At 68.5% G+C, this 25500-nt stretch carries 24 protein-coding genes; 6 read left to right on the top strand and 18 right to left on the bottom strand.

Going from position 1 to position 25500, the window contains the following annotated elements; translation table 11 throughout:
* Window positions 1–18: 18 nt before the first annotated feature.
* Complete coding sequence (locus ACFOES_RS05205; RefSeq protein ID WP_377832125.1) at window positions 19–858, bottom strand: AAA family ATPase; 840 nt, start codon at window positions 856–858, stop codon at window positions 19–21.
* A gap of 200 nt (window positions 859–1058) precedes the next feature.
* Here ACFOES_RS05205 and dksA point away from each other — a divergent pair, with 200 nt between their 5' ends.
* The 4 genes from dksA (at window position 1059) to ACFOES_RS05185 (ending at window position 4881) form a co-directional block, all read left to right on the top strand.
* Entirely contained in the window at window positions 1059–1481 is a 423-nt protein-coding gene (dksA, locus tag ACFOES_RS05200) for an RNA polymerase-binding protein DksA (RefSeq protein WP_377833006.1), read from the top strand.
* 148 nt (window positions 1482–1629) lie between these two features.
* A complete protein-coding gene (locus ACFOES_RS05195; protein ID WP_377832124.1) occupies window positions 1630–2808 on the top strand; it encodes an FAD-dependent monooxygenase in 1179 nt (392 codons plus the stop codon).
* A 134-nt stretch (window positions 2809–2942) separates the two neighbouring features.
* Window positions 2943–3716 carry a 3-hydroxybutyrate dehydrogenase gene (locus ACFOES_RS05190; protein WP_377832122.1) on the top strand — a complete coding sequence of 258 codons (774 nt, stop codon included), beginning with the start codon at window positions 2943–2945 and terminating at the stop codon, window positions 3714–3716.
* A 274-nt stretch (window positions 3717–3990) separates the two neighbouring features.
* Entirely contained in the window at window positions 3991–4881 is an 891-nt protein-coding gene (locus tag ACFOES_RS05185; RefSeq protein WP_377832121.1) for a PfkB family carbohydrate kinase, read from the top strand.
* 18 nt (window positions 4882–4899) lie between these two features.
* On the opposite strand, the gene ACFOES_RS05180 is transcribed toward ACFOES_RS05185, so the two are convergent.
* A complete protein-coding gene (locus ACFOES_RS05180) occupies window positions 4900–7263 on the bottom strand; it encodes a Tex family protein (RefSeq protein ID WP_377832120.1) in 2364 nt (787 codons plus the stop codon).
* A 157-nt stretch (window positions 7264–7420) separates the two neighbouring features.
* Window positions 7421–8596 (bottom strand): NAD(P)/FAD-dependent oxidoreductase, encoded by a 1176-nt coding sequence (locus ACFOES_RS05175; protein ID WP_377832118.1) that lies wholly within the window; start codon window positions 8594–8596, stop codon window positions 7421–7423.
* 170 nt (window positions 8597–8766) lie between these two features.
* Between ACFOES_RS05175 and ACFOES_RS05170 the strand changes: the two genes are divergently transcribed.
* On the top strand, window positions 8767–9492 hold the full coding sequence (locus ACFOES_RS05170; RefSeq protein WP_377832117.1) for a LuxR family transcriptional regulator: 726 nt from the start codon (window positions 8767–8769) through the stop codon (window positions 9490–9492).
* A gap of 540 nt (window positions 9493–10032) precedes the next feature.
* Window positions 10033–10479 (top strand): GNAT family N-acetyltransferase, encoded by a 447-nt coding sequence (locus ACFOES_RS05165; protein WP_377832116.1) that lies wholly within the window; start codon window positions 10033–10035, stop codon window positions 10477–10479.
* 103 nt (window positions 10480–10582) lie between these two features.
* Here the strand turns inward: ACFOES_RS05165 and tsf are convergent, their stop codons facing one another.
* The 15 genes from tsf to ACFOES_RS05090 all read right to left on the bottom strand — a co-directional run bounded on the left by tsf (window position 10583) and on the right by ACFOES_RS05090 (window position 25475).
* A complete protein-coding gene (gene tsf, locus ACFOES_RS05160) occupies window positions 10583–11458 on the bottom strand; it encodes a translation elongation factor Ts (RefSeq protein ID WP_377832114.1) in 876 nt (291 codons plus the stop codon).
* Between the two features lie 101 nt (window positions 11459–11559).
* Window positions 11560–12321, bottom strand: coding sequence for a 30S ribosomal protein S2 (rpsB, locus tag ACFOES_RS05155; RefSeq protein ID WP_377832113.1), 762 nt, complete (start codon window positions 12319–12321; stop codon window positions 11560–11562).
* A gap of 154 nt (window positions 12322–12475) precedes the next feature.
* The gene (locus tag ACFOES_RS05150) at window positions 12476–13144 is read right to left on the bottom strand and encodes a TIGR02453 family protein (protein ID WP_377832112.1); all 669 of its coding nucleotides are present in this window, start codon (window positions 13142–13144) and stop codon (window positions 12476–12478) included.
* A gap of 30 nt (window positions 13145–13174) precedes the next feature.
* Window positions 13175–13786 (bottom strand): LysE/ArgO family amino acid transporter, encoded by a 612-nt coding sequence (locus ACFOES_RS05145; protein ID WP_377832111.1) that lies wholly within the window; start codon window positions 13784–13786, stop codon window positions 13175–13177.
* Window positions 13787–14536 (bottom strand): DUF502 domain-containing protein, encoded by a 750-nt coding sequence (locus ACFOES_RS05140; protein WP_377832108.1) that lies wholly within the window; start codon window positions 14534–14536, stop codon window positions 13787–13789.
* 91 nt (window positions 14537–14627) lie between these two features.
* Window positions 14628–15551, bottom strand: a complete 924-nt coding sequence (locus ACFOES_RS05135) for a pseudouridine-5'-phosphate glycosidase (RefSeq protein ID WP_377832107.1) — start codon at window positions 15549–15551, stop codon at window positions 14628–14630.
* A 199-nt stretch (window positions 15552–15750) separates the two neighbouring features.
* Window positions 15751–17511, bottom strand: coding sequence for a SulP family inorganic anion transporter (locus tag ACFOES_RS05130; protein ID WP_377832105.1), 1761 nt, complete (start codon window positions 17509–17511; stop codon window positions 15751–15753).
* Window positions 17512–17644: 133 nt separating this feature from the next.
* Entirely contained in the window at window positions 17645–19330 is a 1686-nt protein-coding gene (locus ACFOES_RS05125; protein ID WP_377832104.1) for a TIGR01244 family sulfur transferase, read from the bottom strand.
* A 65-nt stretch (window positions 19331–19395) separates the two neighbouring features.
* The gene (locus ACFOES_RS05120; RefSeq protein WP_377832103.1) at window positions 19396–20259 is read right to left on the bottom strand and encodes an MBL fold metallo-hydrolase; all 864 of its coding nucleotides are present in this window, start codon (window positions 20257–20259) and stop codon (window positions 19396–19398) included.
* 72 nt (window positions 20260–20331) lie between these two features.
* Window positions 20332–21027: an HAD-IA family hydrolase gene (locus tag ACFOES_RS05115; protein WP_377832102.1), complete on the bottom strand. Its 696-nt coding sequence runs from the start codon at window positions 21025–21027 to the stop codon at window positions 20332–20334.
* Between the two features lie 22 nt (window positions 21028–21049).
* A complete protein-coding gene (gene gph / locus ACFOES_RS05110; RefSeq protein WP_377832101.1) occupies window positions 21050–21700 on the bottom strand; it encodes a phosphoglycolate phosphatase in 651 nt (216 codons plus the stop codon).
* Window positions 21697–22251: a thioredoxin family protein gene (locus ACFOES_RS05105; protein ID WP_377832100.1), complete on the bottom strand. Its 555-nt coding sequence runs from the start codon at window positions 22249–22251 to the stop codon at window positions 21697–21699. Before ACFOES_RS05105 ends, gph begins: the two co-directional genes overlap by 4 nt.
* Before the next feature lie 17 nt (window positions 22252–22268).
* Window positions 22269–23201, bottom strand: a complete 933-nt coding sequence (locus ACFOES_RS05100) for an MBL fold metallo-hydrolase (RefSeq protein WP_377832099.1) — start codon at window positions 23199–23201, stop codon at window positions 22269–22271.
* A gap of 92 nt (window positions 23202–23293) precedes the next feature.
* Window positions 23294–23986 (bottom strand): ribulose-phosphate 3-epimerase, encoded by a 693-nt coding sequence (gene rpe, locus ACFOES_RS05095; RefSeq protein WP_377832098.1) that lies wholly within the window; start codon window positions 23984–23986, stop codon window positions 23294–23296.
* 103 nt (window positions 23987–24089) lie between these two features.
* Complete coding sequence (locus tag ACFOES_RS05090; protein ID WP_377832097.1) at window positions 24090–25475, bottom strand: ribulose-bisphosphate carboxylase; 1386 nt, start codon at window positions 25473–25475, stop codon at window positions 24090–24092.
* Between the last annotated feature and the right edge of the window lie 25 nt (window positions 25476–25500).

The raw sequence follows: 25500 nt of genomic DNA, 5'->3' as shown, positions 1-25500 counted from the left end.
GCCGCCGCCGGGCCGCCCCTACCGCTGCCGCCGCGCCATGAAGGCCAGCCGTTCGAACAGGTGCACGTCCTGCTCGTTCTTCAGCAGCGCGCCGTGCAGTTTCGGCAGGGCGTTGGTGCCTTCCAGCTTGAGATCCTCGGGCCCGAGATCCTCGGCCAGCAGCAGCTTGAGCCAGTCCAGCACTTCCGAGGTCGAGGGCTTCTTCTTCAGCCCCGGCGTCTCGCGCAGCTCGTAGAACTGGGTCAGCGCCGTGGTCAGCAGGGCGTCCTTGATCCCGGGGTGATGGACCTCGACGATCTTGCGCATCGTGTCGGCATCGGGGAAGCGGATATAGTGGAAGAAGCAGCGCCGCAGGAAGGCGTCGGGCAGCTCCTTCTCGTTGTTCGAGGTGATGATGACGATCGGGCGATGCTGCGCCCGCACCGTTTCCCCGGTCTCGTAGACGTGGAACTCCATCCGGTCGAGTTCCTGCAGCAGGTCGTTGGGAAACTCGATATCCGCCTTGTCGATCTCGTCGATCAGCAGCACGACGCGGCCCTCGGCCTCGAAGGCCTGCCACAGCTTGCCCTTCTTGATGTAGTTGCCGATGTCGTGCACCCGCTCGTCGCCCAGCTGGCTGTCGCGCAACCGGCTGACGGCGTCGTATTCATAGAGGCCCTGCTGGGCCCGGGTCGTCGACTTGATATGCCATTCGAGGATCGGCAGGTCGAGGCTCGCGGCCACCTGGCGGGCCAGTTCGGTCTTGCCGGTGCCGGGCTCGCCCTTGACGAGCAAGGGGCGCTCAAGCGTCACCGCGGCGTTGACGGCCAGCGTCAGGTCGTCGGTGGCCACGTAATCGGCGGTCGAGGTGAATTTCATGCTGTGATTTCGGGATTTCGCGTTGCGGATCGGCGGCGACCTTAGCACAGGGGCAAATTGCTGCAACCCGTGCCATGCCCTAGTGACATCCTCTCCGGCTTGGGCTAATGGAGCGGCGGAAGGGGTGCCGGATGTCGATAGAAGATGAGTCAATTAACGGTCTCGTTTCCGACCTGTCCGGTCAGCAGGAGGGAACCGCAATGAAGCCCGAGGTCTTTCTTCCCGAGGACTATCGTCCGGCCGAGGATGAGCCGTTCATGAACGAGCGCCAGCTCGAGTATTTCCGTCGCAAGCTGCAGGCCTGGAAGCAGGAAATTCTCGATCTCAACGCCGACACCATCGAGGGGTTGCAGGAAAGCGCCCGCGCCGTGCCCGACATCGCCGACCGCGCCAGCGAGGAGACGGATCGGGCGCTGGAACTGCGCACCCGCGACCGCCAGCGCAAGCTGGTCGCCAAGATCGATGCGGCGCTGCGGCGGATCGAGGAGGGCGAGTATGGCTATTGCGAGGTGACGGGCGAGCCGATCTCGCTCAAGCGCCTCGATGCCCGGCCGATCGCGACGATGACGCTCGAGGCGCAGGAAAAGCACGAGCGCCGCGAAAAGGTGCACCGCGACGACTGACGGACGGCCGGCGCCAGCGGCGCCGATCGGGACACGCCGGGGCCGCGGGAGCGCGCGCCCCGGTTTTCTTTTGTGGTATCAGGCGGGGCCGTGTGCGTGGCCCGAAGACAGCTAGCGCCCTTGGGGAAGGGCCGGACGGGAACGGGAAATGTCTTTGATCGGTCGGAAGATCACAGTGCTGGGCGGCGGCGTTGCCGGATTGACGGTGGCGGTGGCGCTGGCGCGGCGCGGCGCGGCGGTGACGGTGCTGGAGCAGGCCGAGGCGATCCGCGAGGTCGGCGCCGGGCTCCAGATCAGCCCCAATGGCGCGGCCGTGCTGCGCGGGCTGGGGCTGGCGGAAGAGCTCGAGCGGATCGGCCAGCGCTCGGCCGGGGTCAGCCTGCGCAACGGCAGCGACGGCGCCCGGGTGCTGCGGCTCGACCTGACCCGGCTGCGTCCCGACCAGCCCTATTACTTCGTCCACCGCGCCGACCTGATCGAGATCCTGGCCGAGGCGGCGCGCAGCGCCGGGGTCCAGGTCCGGCTGCTGCAGAAGATCGAACGGGTGAGCCTGGGTGATCACCCGCCGCACCTGAGCACCGCCCAGGGGGCGCTTCTGGAAGTGCCGCTGCTGATCGGTGCCGACGGGCTGCATTCGGTGGTCCGCGCCGCGCTCAACGGCAAGATCGCGCCCTTCTTCACCCATCAGGTTGCCTGGCGGGCGACGATCCCGGCCGGGCCGAACATCCGGCCCGAGGCCGAGGTCTTCATGGGCCCGGGCCGGCACCTCGTCACCTATCCGCTGCGCGGTGGCGCCCTGCGCAACATCGTGGCGGTGGAGGAACGGCACCGCTGGGCCGAGGAGGGCTGGAACCTGCACGACGACCCGATCGCGCTGCGCTTCGCCTTCAAGGGCTTCAGCCGCGAGGTCCGGAGCTGGCTCGACCAGGTCGAGGATCCCTACCTGTGGGGCCTGTTCCGCCATCCGGTCGCGCCGCGCTGGCACGGCAACGGCGCGGTGATCCTGGGCGATGCCGCCCATCCGACGCTGCCCTTCCTGGCCCAGGGCGCCAACATGGCGCTGGAAGACGGCTGGGTGCTGGCCGAGTCGCTGGCCGGGCATGACAGCGCCGAAGCCGGCTTCGCCGCCTTCCAGCTGGCGCGCGAGGCGCGGGTGAAGCGCGCGGTCGAGGCCGCAAACCGCAACGCCAAGGCCTATCACCTGTCGGGCGTGCCCCGCGCCGTCGCCCATCTCGGGCTGCGGCTGGGGGCGCGGTTCGCCCCCTCGGTGCCGCTGTCGCGCTTCGACTGGCTCTACGGCCATGACGTGACCGCTGCCGGGGTCTGACGCTCCCGCGGTCAAGGCCCCGTGACCGCGTGGTTTCACGGGGTGGCATTCGGCCGCCCGAAGCCTATTGTGCAGCTGCAGCGGCGCGGTTTCGCAACCGCCAGGGATGCCGCATCAGACAATGGGAGCGAGACATGAGCCTTTCGGGCAAGACGGCAATCATCACCGGGTCGACCTCGGGCATCGGGCTGGGCATCGCGGAAGAGCTGGCCCGGGCCGGCGCCGACGTCGTGCTCAATTCCTTCACCGACAGCGACGAAGACCACGCCCTGGCCGAGAAGATCGCCAAGGAGCACGGCGTGACCGCGCGCTACATCAAGGCCGACATGTCGAAGGGCGACGAATGCCGGGCGCTGGTGGAAAAGGCCGGCGGCTGCGACATCCTGGTCAACAATGCCGGCATCCAGTTCGTCTCGCCGATCGAGGAATTCCCGGTCGAGAAATGGAACGCGATCATCGCCATCAACCTGAGCTCGGCCTTCCACACCACCGCCGCCGCGCTGCCGGGGATGCGCGCGAAGGGCTGGGGCCGAATCGTCAACATCGCCTCGGCCCACGGGCTGACCGCCTCGCCGTTCAAATCGGCTTATATCGCCGCCAAGCACGGCATCGTCGGGCTGTCGAAGACGGTGGCGCTGGAGACCGCGGGGCAGGGGATCACCGCCAACGCGATCTGCCCGGGCTACGTGCTGACGCCGCTGGTCGAGGCCCAGATCCCCGACCAGATGAAGGCCCACAACATGGACCGCGAGACGGTGATCCGCGAGGTCATGCTCGACCGCCAGCCTTCGCGCCAGTTCGCCACCACCGGGCAGATCGGCGGCACCGCGGTCTTCCTGTGCTCGGAGGCCGCGGCCCAGATCACCGGCACCACGATCAGCGTCGACGGCGGCTGGACCGCGATGTGAGGGCAGGGGCGTGTCGCCTGAATTGTAGGAACGCGCCGCCTTGATCCCCTGTTCCGACCGGCGTTCACGCCGGGCAGAGCCCGCCCCGCCCCCCACCGGGGCGGGCGCTGTTGGCGAAAGCGATCCCACGCTCGCGACTCGGGGGCCTTGGAGCCCGCAACGCGCCGTTCGCCGCCGCCCCGGTCGGGTCGGGCGCCGCCCTCATGTCGATGTGCGGCCCTCCGCCCTTCACCTGCCGCTTGCGCCTCCCGCTCCCCCGGTGCAGTTAGGCGCCATGACAGATCAGCCCGACATCCTCTGCATCGGCTCCGTCCTGTGGGACATCATCGGCCGCTCGCCCTCGACCCTCCGCCTCGGCTCCGACGTGCCCGGCCGGATCTCGCGCCTGCCCGGCGGCGTGGCGATGAACATCGCCGCCACCCTGGCCCGCTTCGGGCTGCGGCCCTCGGTCCTCACCGTCATCGGCACCGATGCCGAGGGCGAGGACCTGGTCGCCGCCTGCAAGCCGCTGGGCGTGGGCACCGACCATGCCTACCGCTCGCCCGACCTGCCGACCGATCGCTACATGGCGATCGAGGGCGGCGGCGGGCTGATCGCGGCCATCGCCGACGCCCATTCGCTGGAAGCGGCGGGCGACAAGATCCTGCAGCCGCTGGCCGACGGCGCCCTGGGCAGCGCAGACACGCCCTGGGCCGGCCCGGTGGCGCTCGACGGCAACCTGACCCAGGCGCTGCTGGCCCAGATCGCCGACAGCCCGCTCTTCGCCGCCGCCGACCTGCGCGTCGCCCCGGCCTCGCCCGGCAAGGCCGAGCGGCTGCTGCCGCTCCTGTCCCATCCGCGCGCCACGCTCTACCTCAATCTCGAGGAGGCCGGGCTGCTGTGCCAGGAGCATTTCGCCGACAGCCGCGCCGCCGCCGAGGCGCTGCTGACACGCGGGGCGCGGCGGGTCCTGGTGACCGATGGCGGCAAGCCGTGCAGCGACGGCAGCCCGCTCGGCATCCTCAGCCATCAGCCGCCCGAGGTGATGGTGCGCCGCGTCACTGGCGCCGGCGACACCTTCATGGCGGCCCACATCGTCGCCGAGACCCGCGGAGCGCGGCGTGGCGAGGCGCTGCGGCGGGCGCTGGAGAGCGCCGCCGATTACGTCTCGGCCGAGGTCGGGTAGGGGGTCAGCCCCCACGCCTCAGCCCTTCTTGCGCATCGCGTCCATCAGCGCCGCGCCGAAGGCGCCGGTGTCATCGCCCTTCGGCGGCCGGGCCGACATCTTGCCGCCCGTCTTGCCACTTGTCTTGCCGGACGGCTTGCCGCGCTGCGCTCCGTCGCGCCGCTCCTGCGCCCGGGCCTCGCCGCCGCCATCCTTGCGCATCGACAGCCCGATCCGCTTGCGCGGGATGTCGACCTCGGTCACCCGCACCTTGACCACGTCGCCCGCCTTGACCACCTCGTGCGGGTCCTTGACGAAGCGGTCGGCGAGCTGGCTGATATGAACCAGCCCGTCCTGATGCACACCGATATCGACGAAGGCGCCGAAGGCGGCGACGTTGGTCACCGTGCCTTCCAGCTGCATCCCCGGCTTCAGGTCCTTGATGTCCTCGACCCCCTCGGCGAAGCTGGCGGTGACGAAGCTCGGCCGCGGGTCGCGCCCCGGCTTTTCCAGCTCGGCCAGGATGTCGCGCACCGTCGGCAGGCCGAAGCCGTCGCCGACGAATTCCTCGGCCCGCAGCCCCTTCAACGCCGCCGGATTGCCCATGATCTGGCGGATGTCGCGGCCGCAGGCCGAGACGATGCGGCGGGCGAGGCCATAGGCCTCGGGGTGGACCGAGGAGGCGTCGAGCGGCTCCTCGCCGTCGCGGATCCGCAGGAAGCCGGCGCATTGCTCGAAAGCCTTTGGCCCCAGCCCGGGCACTTCCAGCAGCGCCTTGCGAGCCCCGAAGGCGCCATGGCCGTCGCGATAGCCGACGATGGACTGCGCCAGCGACGGACCGAGGCCGGCGACATGGGCCAGCAGCGGCGCCGAGGCGGTATTCAGATCGACGCCGACCGCGTTCACCGCATCCTCGACCACGGCCTCCAGCGCCTTCGCCAGCCGGCGCTGGTCGACGTCGTGCTGGTACTGGCCGACGCCGATCGATTCAGGCGTGATCTTGACCAGCTCGGCCAGCGGATCCTGCAGCCGGCGGGCAATCGACACCGCGCCGCGCAGCGACACGTCCAGATCGGGAAACTCCCGCGCCGCCAGTTCCGAGGCCGAATAGACCGACGCCCCGGCCTCCGAGACGATCACCTTGGTCGGCTTCTTCACGCCCGCTGGCAGCATGCTCAGCGCATCGGCGACCATCTTCTCGGTCTCGCGGCTGGCGGTGCCGTTGCCGATGGCGATCAGGTCGACATCGTGGCGCGAAATCAGGTTGAGCAGGCTCGCCTGCGCCCCGCGCAGGTCGTTCTTGGGCTGGAACGGGTAGAGCGTGTCGGTCGCCACCAGCTTGCCGGTCGCATCGACCACCGCCGCCTTGACCCCGGTGCGGATGCCGGGATCGAGCCCCAGCGTCGCCTTGGCCCCGGCCGGCGCCGCCAGCAGCAGGTCCTTGAGGTTGCGGGCGAAGACCGCGATCGCCTCCTCATGGGCGCGCTGGCGCAGCTCGGTCAGCAGGTCGAGATACATCGACAGGCTCAGCTTGACACGCCAGGTCCAGGCGGCGACGTCGCGCAGCCACTTGTCGCCCGGCCCGTCGCCGGGAATGCCGATGGCGGCGCAGATCATGCCCTTGGCGCGCTCGGCCCCGGTCTCCGGATCCGGCGCGATCTCGATCGTCACGATCTCTTCCTTCGAGGCGCGCAGGATCGCCAGCGCCCGGTGCGACGGGATGCCGGCCCATTTCTCGCGATGGTCGAAATAGTCCGAGAACTTGGCGCCTTCCTCCTCCTTGCCCGGCACGACCCGGGCGGCGATGAAGGCCTCGGCGCGCATGAAGTCGCGCAGCCGGCCGAGCAGATCGGCATTCTCGCTCAGCTCCTCGGTCAGGATGTCGCGCGCCCCGGTCAGCGCGTCCTTCACCGTCGGCACCGCCTCACACAGATACCCCTCGGCCAGCGCCTCCGGCGCCACGCTGCGGTCGTCCAGGATCGCCCGCAGCAGCGGCTCGAGCCCGTTCTCGCGCGCGATCATCGCCTTGGTCCGGCGCTTCGGCTTATAGGGCAGGTAGATGTCTTCCAGCGCCGCCTTGGTCTCGGCCCCGGCGATGGCGCGGGCCAGCTCGTCGGTCATCTTGTCCTGCGACCGGATCGATTCGACGATCGCCGCCCGCCGCTGTTCCAGCTCGCGCAGATAGGCCAGCCGGTCGGCCAGCGTCCGCAGCTGGCTGTCGTCGAGCCCGCCGGTCACCTCCTTGCGGTAGCGGGCGACGAAGGGCACCGTCGCGCCCTCGTCCAGCAGGCCGACGGCGGCCGAGACCTGGGCGGGGCGGGCGTCGATTTCGGTCGCGATGATCCGGGCGATGCGGTCGGCAGTGTCCAAGGGCGGCCTCCTCAATGTTCGGACGCCCGTCATAGCCGCCCCGGCGGGAGCCGCCAAGAGCCTCCTGCGCCCCGCCGCTCGCCCCGCCGCCTGCCAGGCCGCCCGCCAAGCCGCCCGGCACACTTTCTGCTCGGAAATATCCCAGGGGTCCGGGGGCAGCGCCCCCGGCCTTCCTTCCAGCCCCCGGTCCTCAGACGATCGCCCGCTCGGCGAAGGGCCGCCCTTCGACTACCCGCGCCGCGCCCAGTTCGGACAGGTCGAGGCTCTGGTAGCTCCCGGTCAGGATCAACTCGGCCAGGCCGCGGCCGACGGCGGGGGATTGCTGCAGCCCGTGGCCCGAGAAGCCGGTCATCAGGTAGAGGTTCGCCAGCCCCGGCCACAGCCCCAGCACCGCGTTCTGATCGAGCCGGTTATAGGCGTAGTGGCCGGCCCAGAACCGCACCACCTTGACCGCGCCGAAGCAGGGCGCGCGGGTGTAGAGGGCGGGCCAGATGATGTCCTCGAACTGTGCGTGGTCCGGGGTGAAGTCGTCGGCGTCGCAGGGGCCGTCCTCGGTCGGCACCGTCGCCGTGATCCAGTGGGTGTGCTCGGGCCGCAGGTAGAAGCCCTGGTGGTCGACCAGCAGCGGCGCATCGGCATGACGGGCTCCCGGCGCGTCGATCAGGAAGACGGTGCGCTTGCGCGGCTCGACCGGCAGCTCGGCGCCGGCATGGGCCATGATCCGCGCCGCGCGGGTGCCGGCGGCATTGACCAGCGCGCCGCAGGCGAGGGGGGCGCCCGAGGCCAGGGTCACGGCCGCGACCCGGTCGCCCGCCATCTCCAGACCGACGACCTCGTCGGCCAGGAATTCCACCCCCTGGGCCCGGGCGCCGGCGCGGAAGCCGGTCAGCAGGCCCATGTTGTCGAACCAGCCCTCGTCGCGCGGGCCGAAGGAGCCGGCGACGACGTCGTCCAGCGCCATCCACGGGAATTTCCGCGCCAGGGCATCGCGGTCGAGCACCTGCGTCGCCGCGCCATGCGCCCGCTGCATCGCCGCCACCTCGCGCATCACCGCGGCGCTGTCCTCGCTGCCGGCAAGGAACAGGTAGCCGTTCTCTTTCAGCCCGAGATCGCCGCCGGCCGGGCCGAGATGGCGGGCGAAGTCGCGGATGAAGCCGATGCCGAAGCACGAGATCTCGACATTGACCGGATTGGTGAACTGCTGCCGCACCGAAGCGACCGAGAGCGCCGTCGAACACTGCGCGTAGCCCGGGTCGCGCTCGACCACCGCGACCTTGAGCCCGGGCCGCATCCGCGTCAGCCACCAGGCGACCGAGGCGCCCATCACCGCGCCGCCCGCCACTACCACGTCATAGGAGTTCTGCATCGTGACCTTCCTGCATGCCTTTCCGCTCTATCACGCCCGCTGGCGAAGAAAAGCCGGATGAATCCTCGACAAAGCGCCTCAGGGGCCGATAATGGGCCCTTGGGGTAAGGATGTTTCACCGTTTGGGGATGACGGCTGTGAAAGGCGGATTGCTGGCACATCTGAATAATGTGCTGGAGGCCCGTACCGTTGACGAGGTCTGGGCACTGCATATCGACAAGATGGCGGAGTATGGATTCGACCGCCTGCTCTATGCCTATACCCGGATCAGCGCCGGCGGCAAGCTGGGCGACGCGGCCAATGCGCTGATGCTGTCGAACCACCCCAAGGAATACCTCGACCGCTTCATCGGCGACGAACTCTATCGCGATGCCCCGATGGTCCGCTGGACCAACGAGAATCATGGCGTGTGCAATTGGCGCTGCCTCGACGACATGCAGAAAACGGGGACGCTGACCGAGGCCGAGCGCCGGGTGCTCGCCTTCAACCGGGCCCATGGTGTCGTCGCCGGCTGCTCGATCAGCTTCCGCGATCTCGCGGTGCGGGTGCGCGGCGGCATCGGCCTCGTCGCCCGGCCGGGGATGACCAATGCCGATGTCGATACGATCTGGACCGAGCATGGCGACGAGATCCTGACGCTCAACCGAGTCGTGCATCTCAAGATCATCAGCCTGCCGCATCCCCAGGCGCTGACCGCGCTGACCGCACGCCAGCGCGAGGCGCTGGAATGGGTTGCCGAGGGCAAGACGACCCAGGATATCGCGATCCTGATGGGCGTCTCGATGGCGACGGTCGAGAAGCACCTGCGCCTGGCGCGCGAGGCGCTGGCGGTCGAAAGCACCGCCCAGGCGATCGCCAAGGCCTCGATGATGAACCAGATTTTCGTCCTCGACTGACTTCCGAAGGCGCTTTCGTACGGGCGCTGGAAGGGAGCGGCAATGCCGACCCTCGGGTCGGTCCTGACATAGTTAACTTGTTGTCTCACCGTACCTTTTTGGCAATTGGTTCGGTTTTACCGTTTGGTCAGGTAAGGAATCCCTGACTTGGATGACGCGACGTAAATGGACAATACTGAAGCTGTTCCGTGAGTGGTGGCATTGGCCAAGGAACGGTGGGCCGGAGTAGCATGCGATTTCATGTCGTTCCGGTTTGCATACCGGGAAACCGGAATACTGGCCTGCCGGGTGCATAGTCCACCCGGCAGGTCTGTCCCTGACTGCGTCTGTCCTCATCCCCAACTTCGGATGGCGCAAAACGGAAACGGTGCGGAGCTTGCTCCGCGCCGTTTTTCGTTTGTCGGATCGTCGCTTGCCGATCCCGTATTCGCCGATCCCGTATTCGTTGAATCGGATTGTGCCGCCCCGGGTTTCCTTTGCCGCCCGGTCTGTCCTAGTTTGGGCGCCAGTCGACGATCCAGTGCGGGGAGGGGCCCAGCCATGCAAGTCAGATACGCGGTCGAGGAGGACCTGCCGGCCATCGCCACCCTGTCGCGGGAGCTTGCCCGCCATGTCGACGATCCCGATCCGGGCACCGACATCGAGGGCCTGCGCGAGAACTGCTTCGGTCCCGACCGCTGGGCCCGCTGCATCGTCGCCGAGGAAGACGGGGCGGTCGTCGGCTTCGCCGTGTTCAGCCGCCAATACGAGGCCCATACGCGGCGGCGCAGCCTCTACCTGTCCGATCTCGAGGTCCGGGAGGGCGAGCGCCGTGGCGGCACCGGGCGCAAGCTGATCGACTTCCTCAAGGACCACGGAAGGGCGCATGGCTGCAGCCGGATCAACCTCGAACTCTGGGCCGAGAACCATTCCGCACGCCCGTTCTACGAGCGTATCGGGGCCCGGTTCGACGACGAGGTCGACATCCTGCGCATCCCGCTGGGCTGACATCCTGCGCGTCCCGCTGGGGGAGGGCGGGCGGATTGGCGAAAAGGAAAACGGCGCGACCCCGGGGGCCGCGCCGTCTCTCGAACCGTTCGGAAGGGCCGGATCAGCCGGCGAGGGTCTTGGCGACCTCGGCCGCGAAATCCTCTTCCTTCTTCTCGATGCCTTCGCCGACGCCCATGCGGACGAAGCCGATGATCTCGACCCCGGCTTCCTTGGCCGCCTCGGCCACGGTAACGTCGGGGTTGATGACGAATTTCTGGCCCAGCAGGGTGACTTCCTCGAAGAACTTCTTCATCCGGCCGACGATCATCTTCTCGATCACGGCGTCCGGTTTGCCCGATTCACGGGCCTGCTCGGTCAGCACCTGCTTTTCGCGCTCGACCAGCGCCGGGTCGAGATCGGCCTCGCCGAGCGACGCCGGGTTGGTGGCGGCGATGTGCATGGCGATCTGCTTGCCGATGCCGTTGTCGGCGCCTTTCAGCGCGACCAGGACGCCGATCTTGCCCATGCCGTCAGCGGCGGCGTTGTGGACGTAGGCGGCGATGCTTTCGCCCTCGACCACGGCCATCCGGCGCAGCGACATGTGCTCGCCGATCTTGGCGACGGCGTCGGTCAGCGCGGCCTCGACGGTCTTGCCGCCAACGTCGGCGGCCTTCAGCGCCTCGACGTCGTCGACGCCCAGGGCGGCCTCGGTGAAGCTTTTCACCAGCGCCTGGAACTCGGCGTTCTTGGCGACGAAGTCGGTTTCCGAGTTGATCTCGACGGCGACGCCCTTGCCGTCCTTGACGGCGACGCCGACAAGGCCCTCGGCGGCGGTGCGGCCGGCCTTCTTGGCGGCTTTCGCCAGGCCCTTGGTGCGCAGCCAGTCAACGGCGGCGTCCATGTCGCCGTCGGTCTCGGTCAGCGCCTTCTTGGCGTCCATCATGCCTGCGCCGGTCGATTCGCGCAGCTCTTTCACCATGCTCGCGGTGATTGCCATAACGGCTCTCCTCGATTTTCAAGTGCTCGTCCGGGCGGGGCTTACCCCCACCCGGTAACAGATCGGTAACGGCCCGGCAGAGGGCCGGAAGCGGCGGAAGCTCAGGCCTCTGCGGCGGCTTCTTCTTCGGCCGGCGCCTCGGCCAGCGCGCCGATATCGACACCGGCGGCGCCGAGCTGGGCCGACATGCCGTCAAGCGCGGCGCGCGAGACCAGGTCGCAGTAGAGCGAGATCGCGCGGGCGGCGTCGTCGTTGCCCGGGATCACGTAATCCACGCCCTTGGGCGAGCAGTTGGTATCGACCACGGCGATGACCGGGATGCCCAGCTTGCGGGCTTCGGCGATGGCCAGGTCTTCCTTGTTGACGTCGATGACGAACAGCAGGTCGGGCAGGCCGCCCATCTCGCGGATGCCGCCCAACGAGGCCTGCAGCTTGGCCTGCTCGCGCTCCATGCCCAGACGCTCTTTCTTGGTCAGGCCCTCGGCACCCTGGTCCATCAGCTCGTCGATGGCCTTCAGGCGCTGGATCGACTTCGACACCGTCTGCCAGTTGGTCAGCGTGCCGCCCAGCCAGCGGTGGTTCATGTAGTATTGCGCGCATTTCTCGGCGGCTTCGGCCAGCGGCTTCTGGGCCTGGCGCTTGGTGCCGACGAAGAGGATGCGGCCGCCCTTGGCCACGGTCTCGCGGATGACGTTCAGCGCCGCGTCCAGCATCGGGACGGTCTGCGTCAGGTCGAGGATGTGGATGCCGTTGCGGGCGCCGTAGATGTACTCGCCCATCTGCGGGTTCCAGCGTTGGGTCTGGTGGCCGTAGTGAACGCCAGCTTCCAGCAGCTGACGCATGGAGAATTCGGGAAGCGCCATGTTCGTTCCTTTCCGGTTTGCGCCTCGGCAGGGCCATTTCAGGGTTTCCCCCAACCGGCGGACCTTCGGGGATTTCTCCCCCGTCGGCCCAAGCCCTGCCTGTGAAGTGGCGCGCGTATAGCCCAAGGACCGGTGGGGCGCAACCCCTGCCGTGTCAGCGCGCGAGCCAGCCCAGCAGGGGCCGGTGCGCCGCGATCAGCCGGTCCAGCCCCGCCAGGCAGTCGGCGGTGAACAGCCAGTCGGGCAGGCCCGCGGTCTCGCCGCGCAGGATCACCGACTTGCGGCGCAGCAGGTGCTCCCAGTCGGCCTCGGCTTCCATTCCCTTCGGCAACCGCTTGAGATCGGGCGCGTCCCAACGGCTGCCGACGGCCTCGGCCCGTGCCGCGGCGGCGAGCAGGGCGGCGCGGTCCTCGGGGTCCTGCACCCGGTCGCGGAACCGCGCCAGCGCCTGCGGGCCCAGCCCGTAATGGCCGGCGCCGAAGCCCAGCCGGTCGGGATGGACGACAAGGTGCATGCCGCGATGCTTCTCGGCGCCGGGCAGGGCCAGCACGAGATGCAGCATCGGCGCATAGGGCGCCTTGTCGGCCGAGAACCGGGTGTCGCGCTGGATCCGCTTCAGGCTGCCGCCGATCCTGGGCACCGCCTCGAGCCGCGGCTCTCCCGCCTGGCACAGCGGTCCCAGCGCCGCGATCAGGTCGAGCCCGGCGGCTTTCCAGTCGCGCTCATAGGCGTCGCGATGGGCCTCGAACCAGTCCCTGGAGTTCTCCACCGCCAGTTCGGCGAGGAACCGGGGCAGGGCGCGGGGCAGTCCGGGATAGCGCATGCGGGTTTCCCTGTGCGGGGTGGGCGGCACCTAGAGGGCCGCGCGCACCAGTTCGAAGGCCAGCACCCACATCGTGCCACCAATGAACAGGTCGAGCCAGCGCCAGGCCCTGGCCGAGGACATCACCGGCGCCAGCAGCCGCGCGCCGTAGCCGAGCGAGAAGAAGAAGGCGAAGGAGGCCGAGATCGCGCCAAGGGCGAAGGCCGTCTTGTCGGGCAGGGCAGGGAACCGGGTCGAGACCGCGCCGATCAGCCCCAGCGTGTCGAGATAGACATGCGGGTTGAGCCAGGTGAAGGCGGCGCCGGCGGCCAGCGTCGGCCAGAGCGGCCGGCTGCCGCCGTCGAGCACCAGCGCGTAGTCGCCGCGCCAGGCCGCCTGCAGCCGCAGCGCGCCATAGACCGTCAGGAAGACGGCCCCGGCCAGCGCCATCACCACCGGCAGTTCGGGTGCCAGCGTCACCACCGCGCCGAAGCCGGCGACCCCGGCGCTGATCAGCAGCGCGTCGGAGGCGGCGCAGAGCAGGCAGAGCGGCAGGACATGGGCGCGCAGCAGCCCCTGACGCAGCACGAAGGCGTTCTGCGCCCCGATCGCGAGGATCAGCGAGCCGCCGGTGAGGAATCCCGTCAGGGCCGCCGCCAGCATCTAGCCGACGGGCTCCTTGGCGACCGGTTTCGCGGCGGAGAGTCGGCGGCCGTTCTCGGCCGGTTTCGACGGGTCCTTGGGATTGGGATAGACCAGCCCGGCCGAGATGATCAGCTTGGCCGCATCCTCGACCTTCATGTCGAGCATCACCACGTCGTTCCCGGGCACGAAGAGCAGGAAGCCCGAGGTCGGGTTGGGCGTCGTCGGCAGGAAGACCGAGACGATGGTCTCGTCGTCGGGAATCTTCGCCGCAACCTCGCCCTTGGCATTGGTCGAGACGAAGCCGATCGCCCAGATCCCGCGGCGCGGATACTCGACCAGGCAAGCCTTGTCGAAGCTGGTCTCGCTCTGGGCGAAGACGGTCTCGGCGATCTGCTTGAGGCCGTTATAGACCGAGCGGACCACCGGCATCCGGTCGACCAGCCGCTCGCCCCAGGCGATCAGCGAGCGGCCGATCAGCCCCTTGCCCAGCCAGCCGACGACGATGGTGAAGATCAGGAAGACGATGACGCCGACGCCGCGGATCGGGATCGCGTATTGCGGCCCCAGCCAGTCGCGCATCAGGCTTTGCGGCCGGTAGGCCTCGGGCACGAAGGGCAGCACCCAGCTGTCGATCCAGCCGGTCACGGTCCAGATCAGGTAGAGCGTCAGCCCGATCGGCAGGATCACCACCAGCCCGGTCAGGAAACTGGCGCGCAGCCCGCCGAACAGGCCGCGCTTTCGGGGGGAGGGCTCGTCGTGCTCGGTCATCCTGTCCGCTCTCTCTGCGCCGCAGGAATGTAGGGTCTCCACCGCGCCGCGGCAATGGCCGATGAACTGCCGCGCGGCCGGGCGCCCGCGCTCATCCGGCGCTGCCGATTTCGCGGGCGATGGCGGCGGCCAGGCGCGCGTTGTTGAGCACCAGCGCGATGTTGGCCTCGAGCGACCGGCCGGCGGTGATCTCGAAGATCCGTTGCAGCAGGAACGGCGTCACGGCCTTGGCGGCGATGCCCTGCGCTTCGGCCTCGGCCAGCGCCTGCTCGATCGCCGGCAGCATCTCGGCGCGGGGAATTTCCGCCTCGACCGGGATCGGATTGGCGATCAGCTGGCCGCCCGGCAGGCCGAGCCGGCCGCGCATCAGATGGGCGGCGGCGATCTCTCCGGCACCGTCCATCCGCAGCGGCGCCGCGAGGCCCGAGTCGCGCGACCAGAAGGCCGGCAGGGTGTCCTGGCCATAGGCAATGACGGGCACGCCCAGCGTTTCCAGCACTTCCAGCGTCTTCGGCAGGTCGAGGATCGCCTTGGCCCCGGCCGCGACCACCGTCACCGGGGTCTGGGCCAGCTCCTGCAGGTCGGCGGAGACGTCGAAGGACAGCTCGGCCCCGCGATGGACGCCGCCGATGCCGCCGGTGGCGAAGACCGAGATCCCGGCCAGACGCGCCGCGATCATCGTCGCCGCCACCGTCGTCGCCCCGGTGCCGCCTCGCGCCATGCAGGCCGCGAGGTCGGCGCGCGACAGCTTGGCCACGCCCTCGGCCCTGCCGAGCGCCTCGAGTTGCCCGTCCTCGAGCCCGATATGCAGCACGCCGTCCAGCACCGCGATCGTCGCCGGCACCGCGCCGGCCGCCCGGACCTCGGCCTCGACCCGCCGCGCCGTCTCGACATTCCGCGGCCAGGGCATGCCATGGGTGATGATGGTCGATTCCAGCGCCACCAGCGGCGCCCCCTCGGCCAGCGCGGCCCGCACCGCCTCCGACAGCACCATCGGCATATCCCGTTCCCGCATCGCAATCTCCCAGTCACCTCCTCGCCCTATGGCAGCCGAGGGGGACGGGATCAAGAACCGGCGGACGCCTCCGGCGGGAGTATTTGGCCAAAGAAGAAGCCCCCTGGCGCTCCCTGCCGCCTTCTTTCTGCACAGAAATATCCTCGGGGGTGAATTCGCGCCCTGGCGCGAAGAGGGGGCAGACAGCCCCCTCCGCCTGTCAACCGGCGCTGCGCAGGGTCTCGCGGCGGCAGGCGGCCAGCGCCTTCGCCGTCAGTTCCGGCGCCAGTTTGCGCAGCGCGTCGTACTGGGTCAGGAACACCTCGCCGGTCAGCTCGTGCAGGAAATGGGTCTTCTTCAGACGGTCCATCACCGGCCCCTTGACCTCGGTCAGGTGCAGCTGCACGCCGGCATCGCGCAACAGCGCGTTGATCGCCTCGAGACTCTCCAGCGCCGAGCTGTCGACATCGTTGACCGCCGGGAACATCAGCACGACGTGTTTCAGCTCCTTGTTCTCGGCGATGGCGTCGTAGATCAGGTCCTCGAGGAAGCGGGCGTTGGGGAAATAGAGGCTCTCGTCGACCCGGATCGACAGCACGTCGGGCGCCGTCACCACGGCGTGGCGCGCGACATTGCGGAAATGCTCGGTGCCGGGCACCTGGCCGACGACGGCGACATGGGGCCGCGAGGTGCGGTAGAGATGCAGCGCCAGCGACAGGGCGACACCGGCGATGATGCCGAGCTCGACGCCGAAGCCCAGCGTCACCAGAATCGTCGCCAGCATGGCGGCGAAATCGGCGCGGTTGTAGCCGTAGGTCCGCTTGAGCGCGCCGAGATCGACCAGGCTGAGCACGGCGACGATGATCGTCGCCGCCAGCGTCGCCTTGGGCAGGTAGTAGAGCGCCGGGGTCAAGAGCAGCGTCGCCAGCGCCATGCCGATGGCGGTGAAGGCGCCGGCCGCCGGCGTCTCGGCCCCGGCGTCGAAATTGACCACCGAACGCGAGAAGCCGCCGGTGACCGGGAAACCGCCCGACAGCGCCGCGCCGATATTCGAGGTCCCGAGGGCGATCAGTTCCTGGTCCGGGTCGATACGCTGGCGCCGCTTGGCGGCCAGGGTCTGGGCGACCGAGATCGTCTCGACATAGCCGACGATGCCGATCAGCAGCGCCGGGATCGCGATCCTGGCCCAGAGTTCGAGGTCGAGGGGCGGCAGGCTGGGCACCGGCAGGCCCTTGGGCACGTCGCCGACAATCCGCACGCCGTGGTTCTCGAGCCCGAAGGCGAAGGCGATCAGCGTCGTCGCCGCCACCGCCATCACCGGGCCGGTGCGGGCGACGGTGCCGGCCATCCTGTCGGTCATGCCGCGCGCTTTCAGCCAGCCCTTCATCCTGTTCCGGGTCCAGAACAGGAAGGCGGTGGTCGGCACGCCGATCAGCAGGGTGAGGATGTTGAGGCTGCCGAGATTGGCCCAGATCGAATGCACCAGTTCGACCAGGTTATGGCCGCCGGCGCGGATGCCGAGGATATGCGGGATCTGCGAGCCGGCGATGATGATGCCCGAGGCGGTGATGAAGCCCGAAATCACCGGGTGGCTGAGGAAGGAGGCGAGGAAGCCGAGCCGCGCCAGGCCCATCGCGGTCAGCATGAGCCCCGACAGGAAGGCGAGCGCGATGGCGGCGCCGAGATATTCCGGCGTGCCGGTTTGCGCCAGTTCCCCGACCGCGGCGGCGGTCATCAGCGAGGCGACGGCGACGGGCCCGACCGCCAGCGCCCGGCTGGTGCCGAACAGCGCATAGATCACCAAGGGCGCGATCGAGGCGTAGAGCCCGACCTCGGCCGGCAGGCCGGCCAGCAACGCGTAGGCCAGCGATTGCGGGATCAGCATGATCGTCACGATCACCGCGGCGATCAGGTCGTTGGTCAGCGTCTCACGCGTGTATTGCGGCGCCCAGTCGAGGATCGGGAAATAGCGTTTCAGCATCGCGGGCCTTCGAAAAGAAAAGGGGAGAGCGGCGTGGCCGGGGGCGTCGGCCGCTCTCCCGAGTTGGCGGTCGCAGGGCGACCGTCAGGGAGGTTGTTGGACCGGGTCAGGGAGGCGACCCGATCGATGGGAATCATTCGCCGCCGATCTTCTGGAAGGTCATCCGCGGCTTGGCGAGGTATTCGCGGCCGCGGAACATGCCTTGCCAATAGAGCGGCGGCAGCAGGCGTTCCTTCATCAGCCAGGCGGCGCGGGTGGCCTTCTTGCCGTCGAGCATCCAGGTCGGCAGGCTGGGGGCGACCTTGCCGCCATAGAGGAACTCGGCCAGCACGATGCGGCCCTTCTCGACCGTCAGCGGGCAGGAGCCATAGCCGTCGTAGACCGCCGCCGGCGTCTGGCCATCGAGCACCGAGAGCACGTTCATCGCCACCACCGGCGCCTGCTTGCGCACCGCGGCGGCGGTCTTGGCGTTCGGGGTCGAGCAGGCGTCGCCCAGCCCGAAGACGTTGCCGTGGCGGACATGCTGCAGCGTCGCGGGATCGACCTCGACCCAGCCGGCGGCGTCGGCCAGCGAACTGGCGCGGATGAAATCGAGCCCGGTCTGCGGCGGGCAGACATGGAGCATGTCGAATTCCTTCTCGACCAGCCGCGTCTGCTCGCCCTCGGTGACGCGGAAGGTGGCCACCTTGTCGTTGCCGTCGACCTTGACCAGGTTGTGCGAGAAGTTGAGCGCGATGCCGTAGCGTTCGACATAGTCCATCAGCGCGGGAACATAGTCCTGCACCCCGAACAGCACGTTGCCGGCGAGCGAGAAATCGATCTCGATGTCGTCCAGCACCCCGTTCCGGCGCCAGTGGTCGGCCGAGAGATACATCACCTTCTGCGGCGCGCCGGCGCATTTGATCGGCATCGGCGGCTGGCTGAACAGTGCCTTGCCGCGCTTCATCTCCTGCACCAGTTTCCAGGTGTAAGACGCCAGGTCGTAGCGGTAATTCGAGGTCACGCCGTTCTTGCCGATGGTTTCGGGCAGGCCCTGGACCGCCTCCCAGTCGAGCTTGAGCCCGGGGCTGACGATCAGCGTGGTGTAGCTGCAGCGCGCACCGTCCTCGAGGATGACCTCGTCGCGCTCCGGGTTGAACTCGGCCACCGCGCCGCGCAGCCAGGTGACGCCCTCGGGGATCACCTCTTCCATGTTGCGCTGCGTCACCTCGGGCTGGAACACGCCGGCGCCGACCAGGGTGAAGCCGGGCTGGTAGTAGTGGATGTCGCGCGGCTCGACGATGGCGATGTCGAGCGTGCCGCGGCGCTTGAGCAGCGAGGCGGCGACCGAGATCCCGCCCGAGCCGGCGCCGATGATCAGCACGTCGTATTTGCGCGGCACGCTGCTCGAGATGGCGCCGCCGAAACGTTCCTCCATCCGCGGCCGCAGCCCGGCAAGGTCATAGCCCGCCTGGCTGGTGGCGGCCAGCACGGCGGCCGGCGACAGCATCTTCGAGCGGCCGAGCGCCCAGAGCGAGGCCGAGCGGTTGCCGGTGCGGCAATAGCCCAGGATCGGCCCCTTGCACGAGACCAGCGCCTCGTCGAAAGCGTGCAGCGTCTCGTCGGTGATCTGGCCGGGCTTGATCGGCAGGTAGCGGAAGTTGAGCCCGGCGCTGCGGGCCGCCGCCGCGATCTCGGCCGAGCGCGGCTGGTCGTCGGCCTCGCCGTCCGGGCGGTTGCAGATGATGGTCTGGTAGCCAGCCTCGGCGATCCGGCCGACATCCTCGGGCCGGATCTGCGGCGAGGCCGCAAAGCCAGGTGCGATCTGCTTGATTTCCATGTATCCTCCCCGGCGGGGCGATGCCCCGAAGTTGCGGCCCGGCCCTCCCAAGCCGGGCCTGAATGTCAAAGCCCGTTGACCGGCACCTTGAGATAGGTCTTGCCTTCCTCGTCGGCCGGCGGCATCTGCCCGGCGCGCATGTTGACCTGCAGCGACGGGATGATCAGCTTGGGCATGGCCAGCTTGGCGTCGCGCTCGGTCCGCATCTTGACGAAGGTGTCGCGGTCGCGGCCCGCGCCGACATGGACGTTCTTCGCCTTCTGTTCGCCGACGGTGGTTTCCCAGGCGTATTCCTCGCGGCCCGGCGCCTTGTAATCGTGGCCGACGAAGATCCGGGTCTCGTCCGGCAGGGCGAGGATCTTCTGGATCGAGGCATAGAGCGTCTCGGCCGAGCCGCCCGGGAAGTCGCAGCGGGCGGTGCCGAAATCGGGCATGAACAGGGTGTCGCCGACGAAGGCGGAATCGGCGATGACATAGGTCAGGCAGGCCGGGGTATGGCCCGGCGTGTGCAACACATGGCCCTCCATCGCGCCGACGGTGAAGCTGTCGCCTTCCTGGAACAGCTTGTCGAACTGGCTGCCGTCGCGCTGGAACTCGGTGCCCTCGTTGAACACCTTGCCGAAGGTATCCTGGACGACGCGGATATTCTCGCCGATGCCGATCTTGCCGCCGACGCGCTGCTGGATATAGGGCGCGGCCGAGAGGTGGTCGGCATGGACATGGGTTTCGAGGATCCACTCGACCTTGAGGCCCTTGTCCTTGACATGGGCGATCACCGCATCGGCCGAGCGGGTATCGGTCCGGCCCGAGGCATAGTCGAAATCGAGCACGGAATCGACGATCGCGCAGGCGTCGCTCGTCGGGTCCTTGACCACATACGAGACGGTGTTGGTGGCTTCATCGAAGAAAGCAGAAACGTCGGCTTGCATGACTGGCTCCGTGTTGATCCGTTCACGATATACGGAGCGAAATACATATTGCAAGTATTGAATGTGTAATTTCTATCCTGCCGGCAAGAGCTCGCGCAGCGTGTCCGGAACGTGGATTGGAGCAAGCGAAGGCAGCAGCCAGTCGGCGGCGGCATGATCCTCGTGCGCGGTGTAGATACCCGGTGTGACAACCACGCGCAACCCGGCTTTCCTGGCCGATTTCAAGCCGTTGGCACTGTCTTCGAAGGCGATGGCCCGATCCGCCGGCAGGTCGAGCTGCGACAGGGCGAGGTGATAGATGTCGGGCGCCGGCTTCTTGGCCGGCACCATGTCGCCGGCGGCGATGGCGTCGAAGACCATGCCGGCCGGCTTGCCCCAGCAGGCCCGGGTCAGCGCCTCGACATTCTCCGGGCTGGTGGTGGTGGCGACGGCGATCTTCAGCCCGGCCTCGTGCGCGCTGTCGATCAGCGCCGCGACGCCGGGCCGCAGCGCCAGCGCACCCTCGGCCAGCAGGTCGCCATAGGCGGCGGTCTTCATCGCGTGCAGCGTCACGATCTGGGCGTCGGGCAGGGCGGTGCCACTGTCCTGGGCATAGGCCCGCATCCGCTCCTTGCCGCCGGTGACCTTGAGCAGGCGGCGGTATGTGTCCCGATCCCAATGCCAGTTCAGGCCCGCCTCGTCGAAGGTGCGGTTGAAGGCGGCGCGATGGGCTTCCTCGGTTTCGGCCAGGGTGCCGTCTACATCGAAGATCAGGGCGGATGGGGTCATGGCATTCCTTTGCAGGGCGGGCTCAGGACAGGCGGGCGACGATCCCCGGCAGGGCCGCGAAATCGTCGAAGCTCTCGTTGTGGGGAAGATCGTCCACCGGGGTCTTGCGGTAGCCCTCGGTGAACAGGGCGAAGGGCAGGGCGGCCGCCTGGGCGGTGGCGGCATCGACCTCGCTGTCGCCGACATAGACCGCCGGGCCGCCGCCCAGCGCGGCCAGGACATGGCGTAGCGGCGCCGGATCCGGCTTGCGCTGGGGCAGGCTGTCGCCGCCGACGATGGCGGCGAAACTGTCGAGCAGGCCGAAATGCGCCAGCACCGACCGCGTCGGCGCCACCGGCTTGTTGGTGCAGAGCCCGATCGCCCGGCCCTCGGCACGCAGGGCGGCCAGGCTCTCGGCGACATTGGGATAGAGCGTGGTCAGGTTGACCGCCGCCTCGTAACGCTCGACGAACTCGGCCAGCATGCGCTCGTATTGTGCGCCCTCTGCGGGCAGGCCCTGCGCCGCCATCACCTTCTGCATCAACACGACGACGCCGTTGCCGATGAAGCTGCGGATCTGGGTCAGGGTCAGCGGCGCCAGCCCCTCCTGCGCCAGCACCGCGTTGGCGGTCGCATGGATGTCCGGGGCGCTGTCGATCAGCGTCCCGTCGAGATCGAAGATAACTGGGGTCATGCGGCCTTCCATTTGATCGAGCAGCCCATCGAGGCAACCTGCTCGGCCGGGCCATGCCCGGTTTCCGCGACTTGCTTCATGGCTTCGTAGAGATCCCGCCGCGCCCCCGCGGGCGCCGGGTTGCGGCCCGAGGCGTCGAGCCGGCCGCGATATTGCAGCCCGCCCGTCGCGTCGAAGCCGAAGAAATCGGGGGTGCAGACCGCGTCATAGGCGCGGGCGACCTCCTGGCTCTCGTCATAGAGATAGGGGAAGGGGAAGCCATGGCGCTCGGCCTCGGCCGCCATGGCGGCAAAACCGTCCTGCGGATAGGCGACGGCGTCGTTCGACGAGATCGCGACGACGCCGATGCCGAGCGCCTGCAGGTCCTTGGCGTCGCGGATGATCCGGTCGATCACCGCCTTCACGTAGGGGCAATGGTTGCAGATGAACATGACCAGCGTGCCCTTCGGCCCGGCGATGTCGGCAAAGCTCAGGCTGCGCCCGTCCGTCGCCGGCAGGGTGAAATCCGGGGCTTTCCAGCCGAAATCGCAGACCGGGGGGCTGACCGCCATGTCTCTGTCTCCTCTGTTCAGGCCTCCGCCACGAAGCGGTAGGCGCCGTCCTTGCGCTCGGCCCGGCCGAAGCCCGGATGCGGCAGGTGGAAGCCGATGAAGCGCATCTGCTCCTGCGCCAGCTGGTCGAGCAGCGCGACACGGGTCTTGGCGCCGAGATCGCCGTCCTGGTCCGAGCCGGAATGCCAGCCCGGCTGCTCGAAGGCGAGGTGATGGTTGGCGATGCAGTCGCCCAGCACCATGACGCTCTCGCTGCCCTTGCGGATCTCGTAGGACATGTGGCCCGGCGTGTGGCCGAAGGTGGCGCGGGCGGCGACGCCCGGCACGATCTCCTCGCCGTCGCGGAAGAAGCTCATCCGGTCGGCGATCATGTCCAGCCGCCGCTTGGCGCCCGCGGCGAAGGTCTGGCGCGCCTGGCCGATGGTGCTGAGCGTGTTCTCGTCGGTCCAGTAGTCGAACTCGGCCTGGCCCATCATGTGCTGGGCATTGGCGAAGAACGGCTCGTCGAAATCGTCGAGCAGGCCCCAGAGGTGATCGGGGTGGCCGTGGGTGAAGATGACATGGGTCACGTCCTCGGCGGCGAGGCCGAGCTGGTCGAGCGCCTCGGGCAGCTTGCCGGCGGTCGACATGAAGTCGGGGCCCGAACCGACGTCGAAGATCACCGTGTTGGTGCCGTCGCGGTAGAGCGTGACGTTGCAGTCGGGCTCGAGCTGGTTCGGATTGAGGCCGTAGCGGGCGATGATCGCCTTGGCCTGTTCTTCCGGCGAGTCGCCGTAGACGAAGCTGCCGGGCAGCACCAGATTGCCGTCATGCAGCGTCTGGACGCTGGCGCCGCCGCCAAGGTCGAGCGCGGCCCCGGCCCAGGCGCGGGCGAGGGGCGACAACCCCGTCGCCAGGCCCGCCGCCATGAAAGCCGCACCACCGGTCAGAAAATTGCGTCGCGTAGCCATCGCGGCCAGTCCTCCCTAGAAATTCGCTCCCGTGAATATGTGGGAGCGGGGCGGGGCCCGCAAGGTAAAGCGAATGTGAGCGCGCGTGGCGATCAGCCGCGCGCGGTCTCGGCCGCCTCGCGGATCGCCCGGATGTTCTCGCCGTAACCCCCCGGATTGTCGACGGAACCGCCCTTGAACACGGCCGAGCCGGCAACCAGGACATCGGCCCCGGCCGCGACCACCAGCGGCGCCGTCTCGGGCGTCACGCCACCGTCGATCTGGATGTGAATCGGCCGGTCGCCGATCATCGCCCGGATCTTGCGGGTCTTCTCGACACCCGAATGGATGAATTTCTGGCCGCCGAAGCCCGGGTTGACGGTCATGATCAGCACCATGTCGCAGAGGTCGAGTACATCGGCCACCGCCTCGGCCGGGGTGCCGGGGTTGAGCACGACGCCGGCCTTGACGCCCTGCGCCCTGATCGCCTGCAGGGTGCGGTGGATATGCGGCCCGGCCTCGACATGGGCGGTGATCATGTCGGCGCCGGCCTCGGCATAGGCCTCGATATATTGATCCACCGGCGAGATCATCAGATGCACGTCCATGAAGGTCTTGACGTGCGGCCGGAACGCCTTCACCGCCGGCGGGCCGAAGGTGAGGTTGGGCACGAAATGGCCGTCCATCACGTCGACATGGACCCAGTCGGCGCCCTGCGCCTCGATCGCCCGGATCTCGGCGCCGAAATTGGCGAAATCGGCGGACAGGATCGACGGGGCGATCTTGATGGAACGGTCGAAAGTCATGGGCCTTGCCTCGGGTTGGGGTCATCCATGGGGCGGGGGTACCCCCGCCCGAGATCGGGATCAAGCATTGCGGGGCGAAGGCTCGCTCCGCCCCGCGCCGGTTTCATGCCGCGGTATCGACCCGCAGCGCCTCGCGCCAGCCCGGGTAGAGCTTGTCGGCATCGCCCGGGAAGCTTTCGAAGGCGCGGGCGAACTCCTTGTGGTCCTTGGCGAATTCGAGCGGGTCGGCGCCCTCTTTCCAGCACTGCTCGGCCTGGCGCAGGCTGATGGCCCCGGCGGCCGCGCCGTCGACATGGCCAAACGAGCCGCCGCCGGCGGTCATGACCAGGTTGGAATGGCCGAGATTGGCGAAGAAGCCCGGCATCCGCAGCGCGTTCATGCCGCCCGAGATGATCGGCGTCGTCGGGTTCATCCCCAGCCATTCCTGGTGGAAGAACGGCCCGTCGGCGCTGTCCTCGGTGATCATGTGGGCGATGATCGTGTCCGAGGCCTCGCCCTCCATCTTGCCGTAGCCCATGGTGCCGACATGGATGCCGGAGGCGCCCTGCAGCCGCGCCATCTTGGCCAGGACGAAGGCGGTATAGCCGCGCTTGGCCGAGGGCGAGGTGACGGCGCCGTGGCCGGCGCGGTGATAGTGCAGGTACTGCCTGGGGAAGCTGCGCCGCGCGGTGGTGATCGCCTGCGGCCCGGCGACGTAGCCGTCGACGAGGAAGGCGCAGTGGTCGGCATCCGGCCCGAAGGTCTCGAGGATGTATTCGCCGCGCGCGATGGTCTCGTGATAATCGTCGGCGGTGATGTTCCACGAGAACAGCTTGGCCGCGCCGGTCTTGTCCTGCGCCCGCTTCATCGCGTCGGCGACCAGCTGCACCGTCTCCTTGAACGGGGCGAAGACCTGGTTGCCCTGCGGCTCGTCGTTCTTGATGAAGTCGCCGCCGAGCCAGAAGTCGTAGCAGGCATCGGCGAAGGGCTGCGGCCGCAGGCCCAGCTTCGGCTTGATGATGGTGCCGACGATGAAGCCGCCATCGACGACCGGCCGGCCGAGCACGCGCCACAGATCCGTGATCGTGGTCGAGGGCCCGTCGAACAGCCTCAGATAGGCTGGCGGGACGTAGAAGTCGTGCATCTTGGCATAGGCGACGTCGCCCATGCCCTGGTTGTTGCCGATCGTCAGGGTCAGGAACGAGGCCAGCATCGCCCGACCGTCGATCATGTTGCGATCGAACAGGTCGATCGGGTAGGCGATCTTGGTGATCTCCCTGGCCTCGTCGATCTCGTAGACCAGCGCGTCGACGCCGCGGGTGAAATCGTCGGTGGTCGAGACCTCGACATTGGTGCCGGTCGAGCTCTCGGCGGCGAAATGGGCCGCGGTCTCGAGGTAGCCGTAGCCCTCCTTGGGCTTCATGATGTAGGCGACGAGAACATGGCGGCCGCCGGCGATCAGGTCGGCTTCCTTGAGGCTCAGGTCGGCATAGCGATTGGACTGGTCCATCGGTCGTCTCCTTCTCTTGCGTCCC

The organism is Acidimangrovimonas pyrenivorans (assembly GCF_042643245.1).
Lineage (GTDB): Bacteria > Pseudomonadota > Alphaproteobacteria > Rhodobacterales > Rhodobacteraceae > Acidimangrovimonas > Acidimangrovimonas pyrenivorans.
Note: the sequence above shows the minus strand (reverse complement) of the source record. Positions and strands in the feature narration are given on the sequence as shown.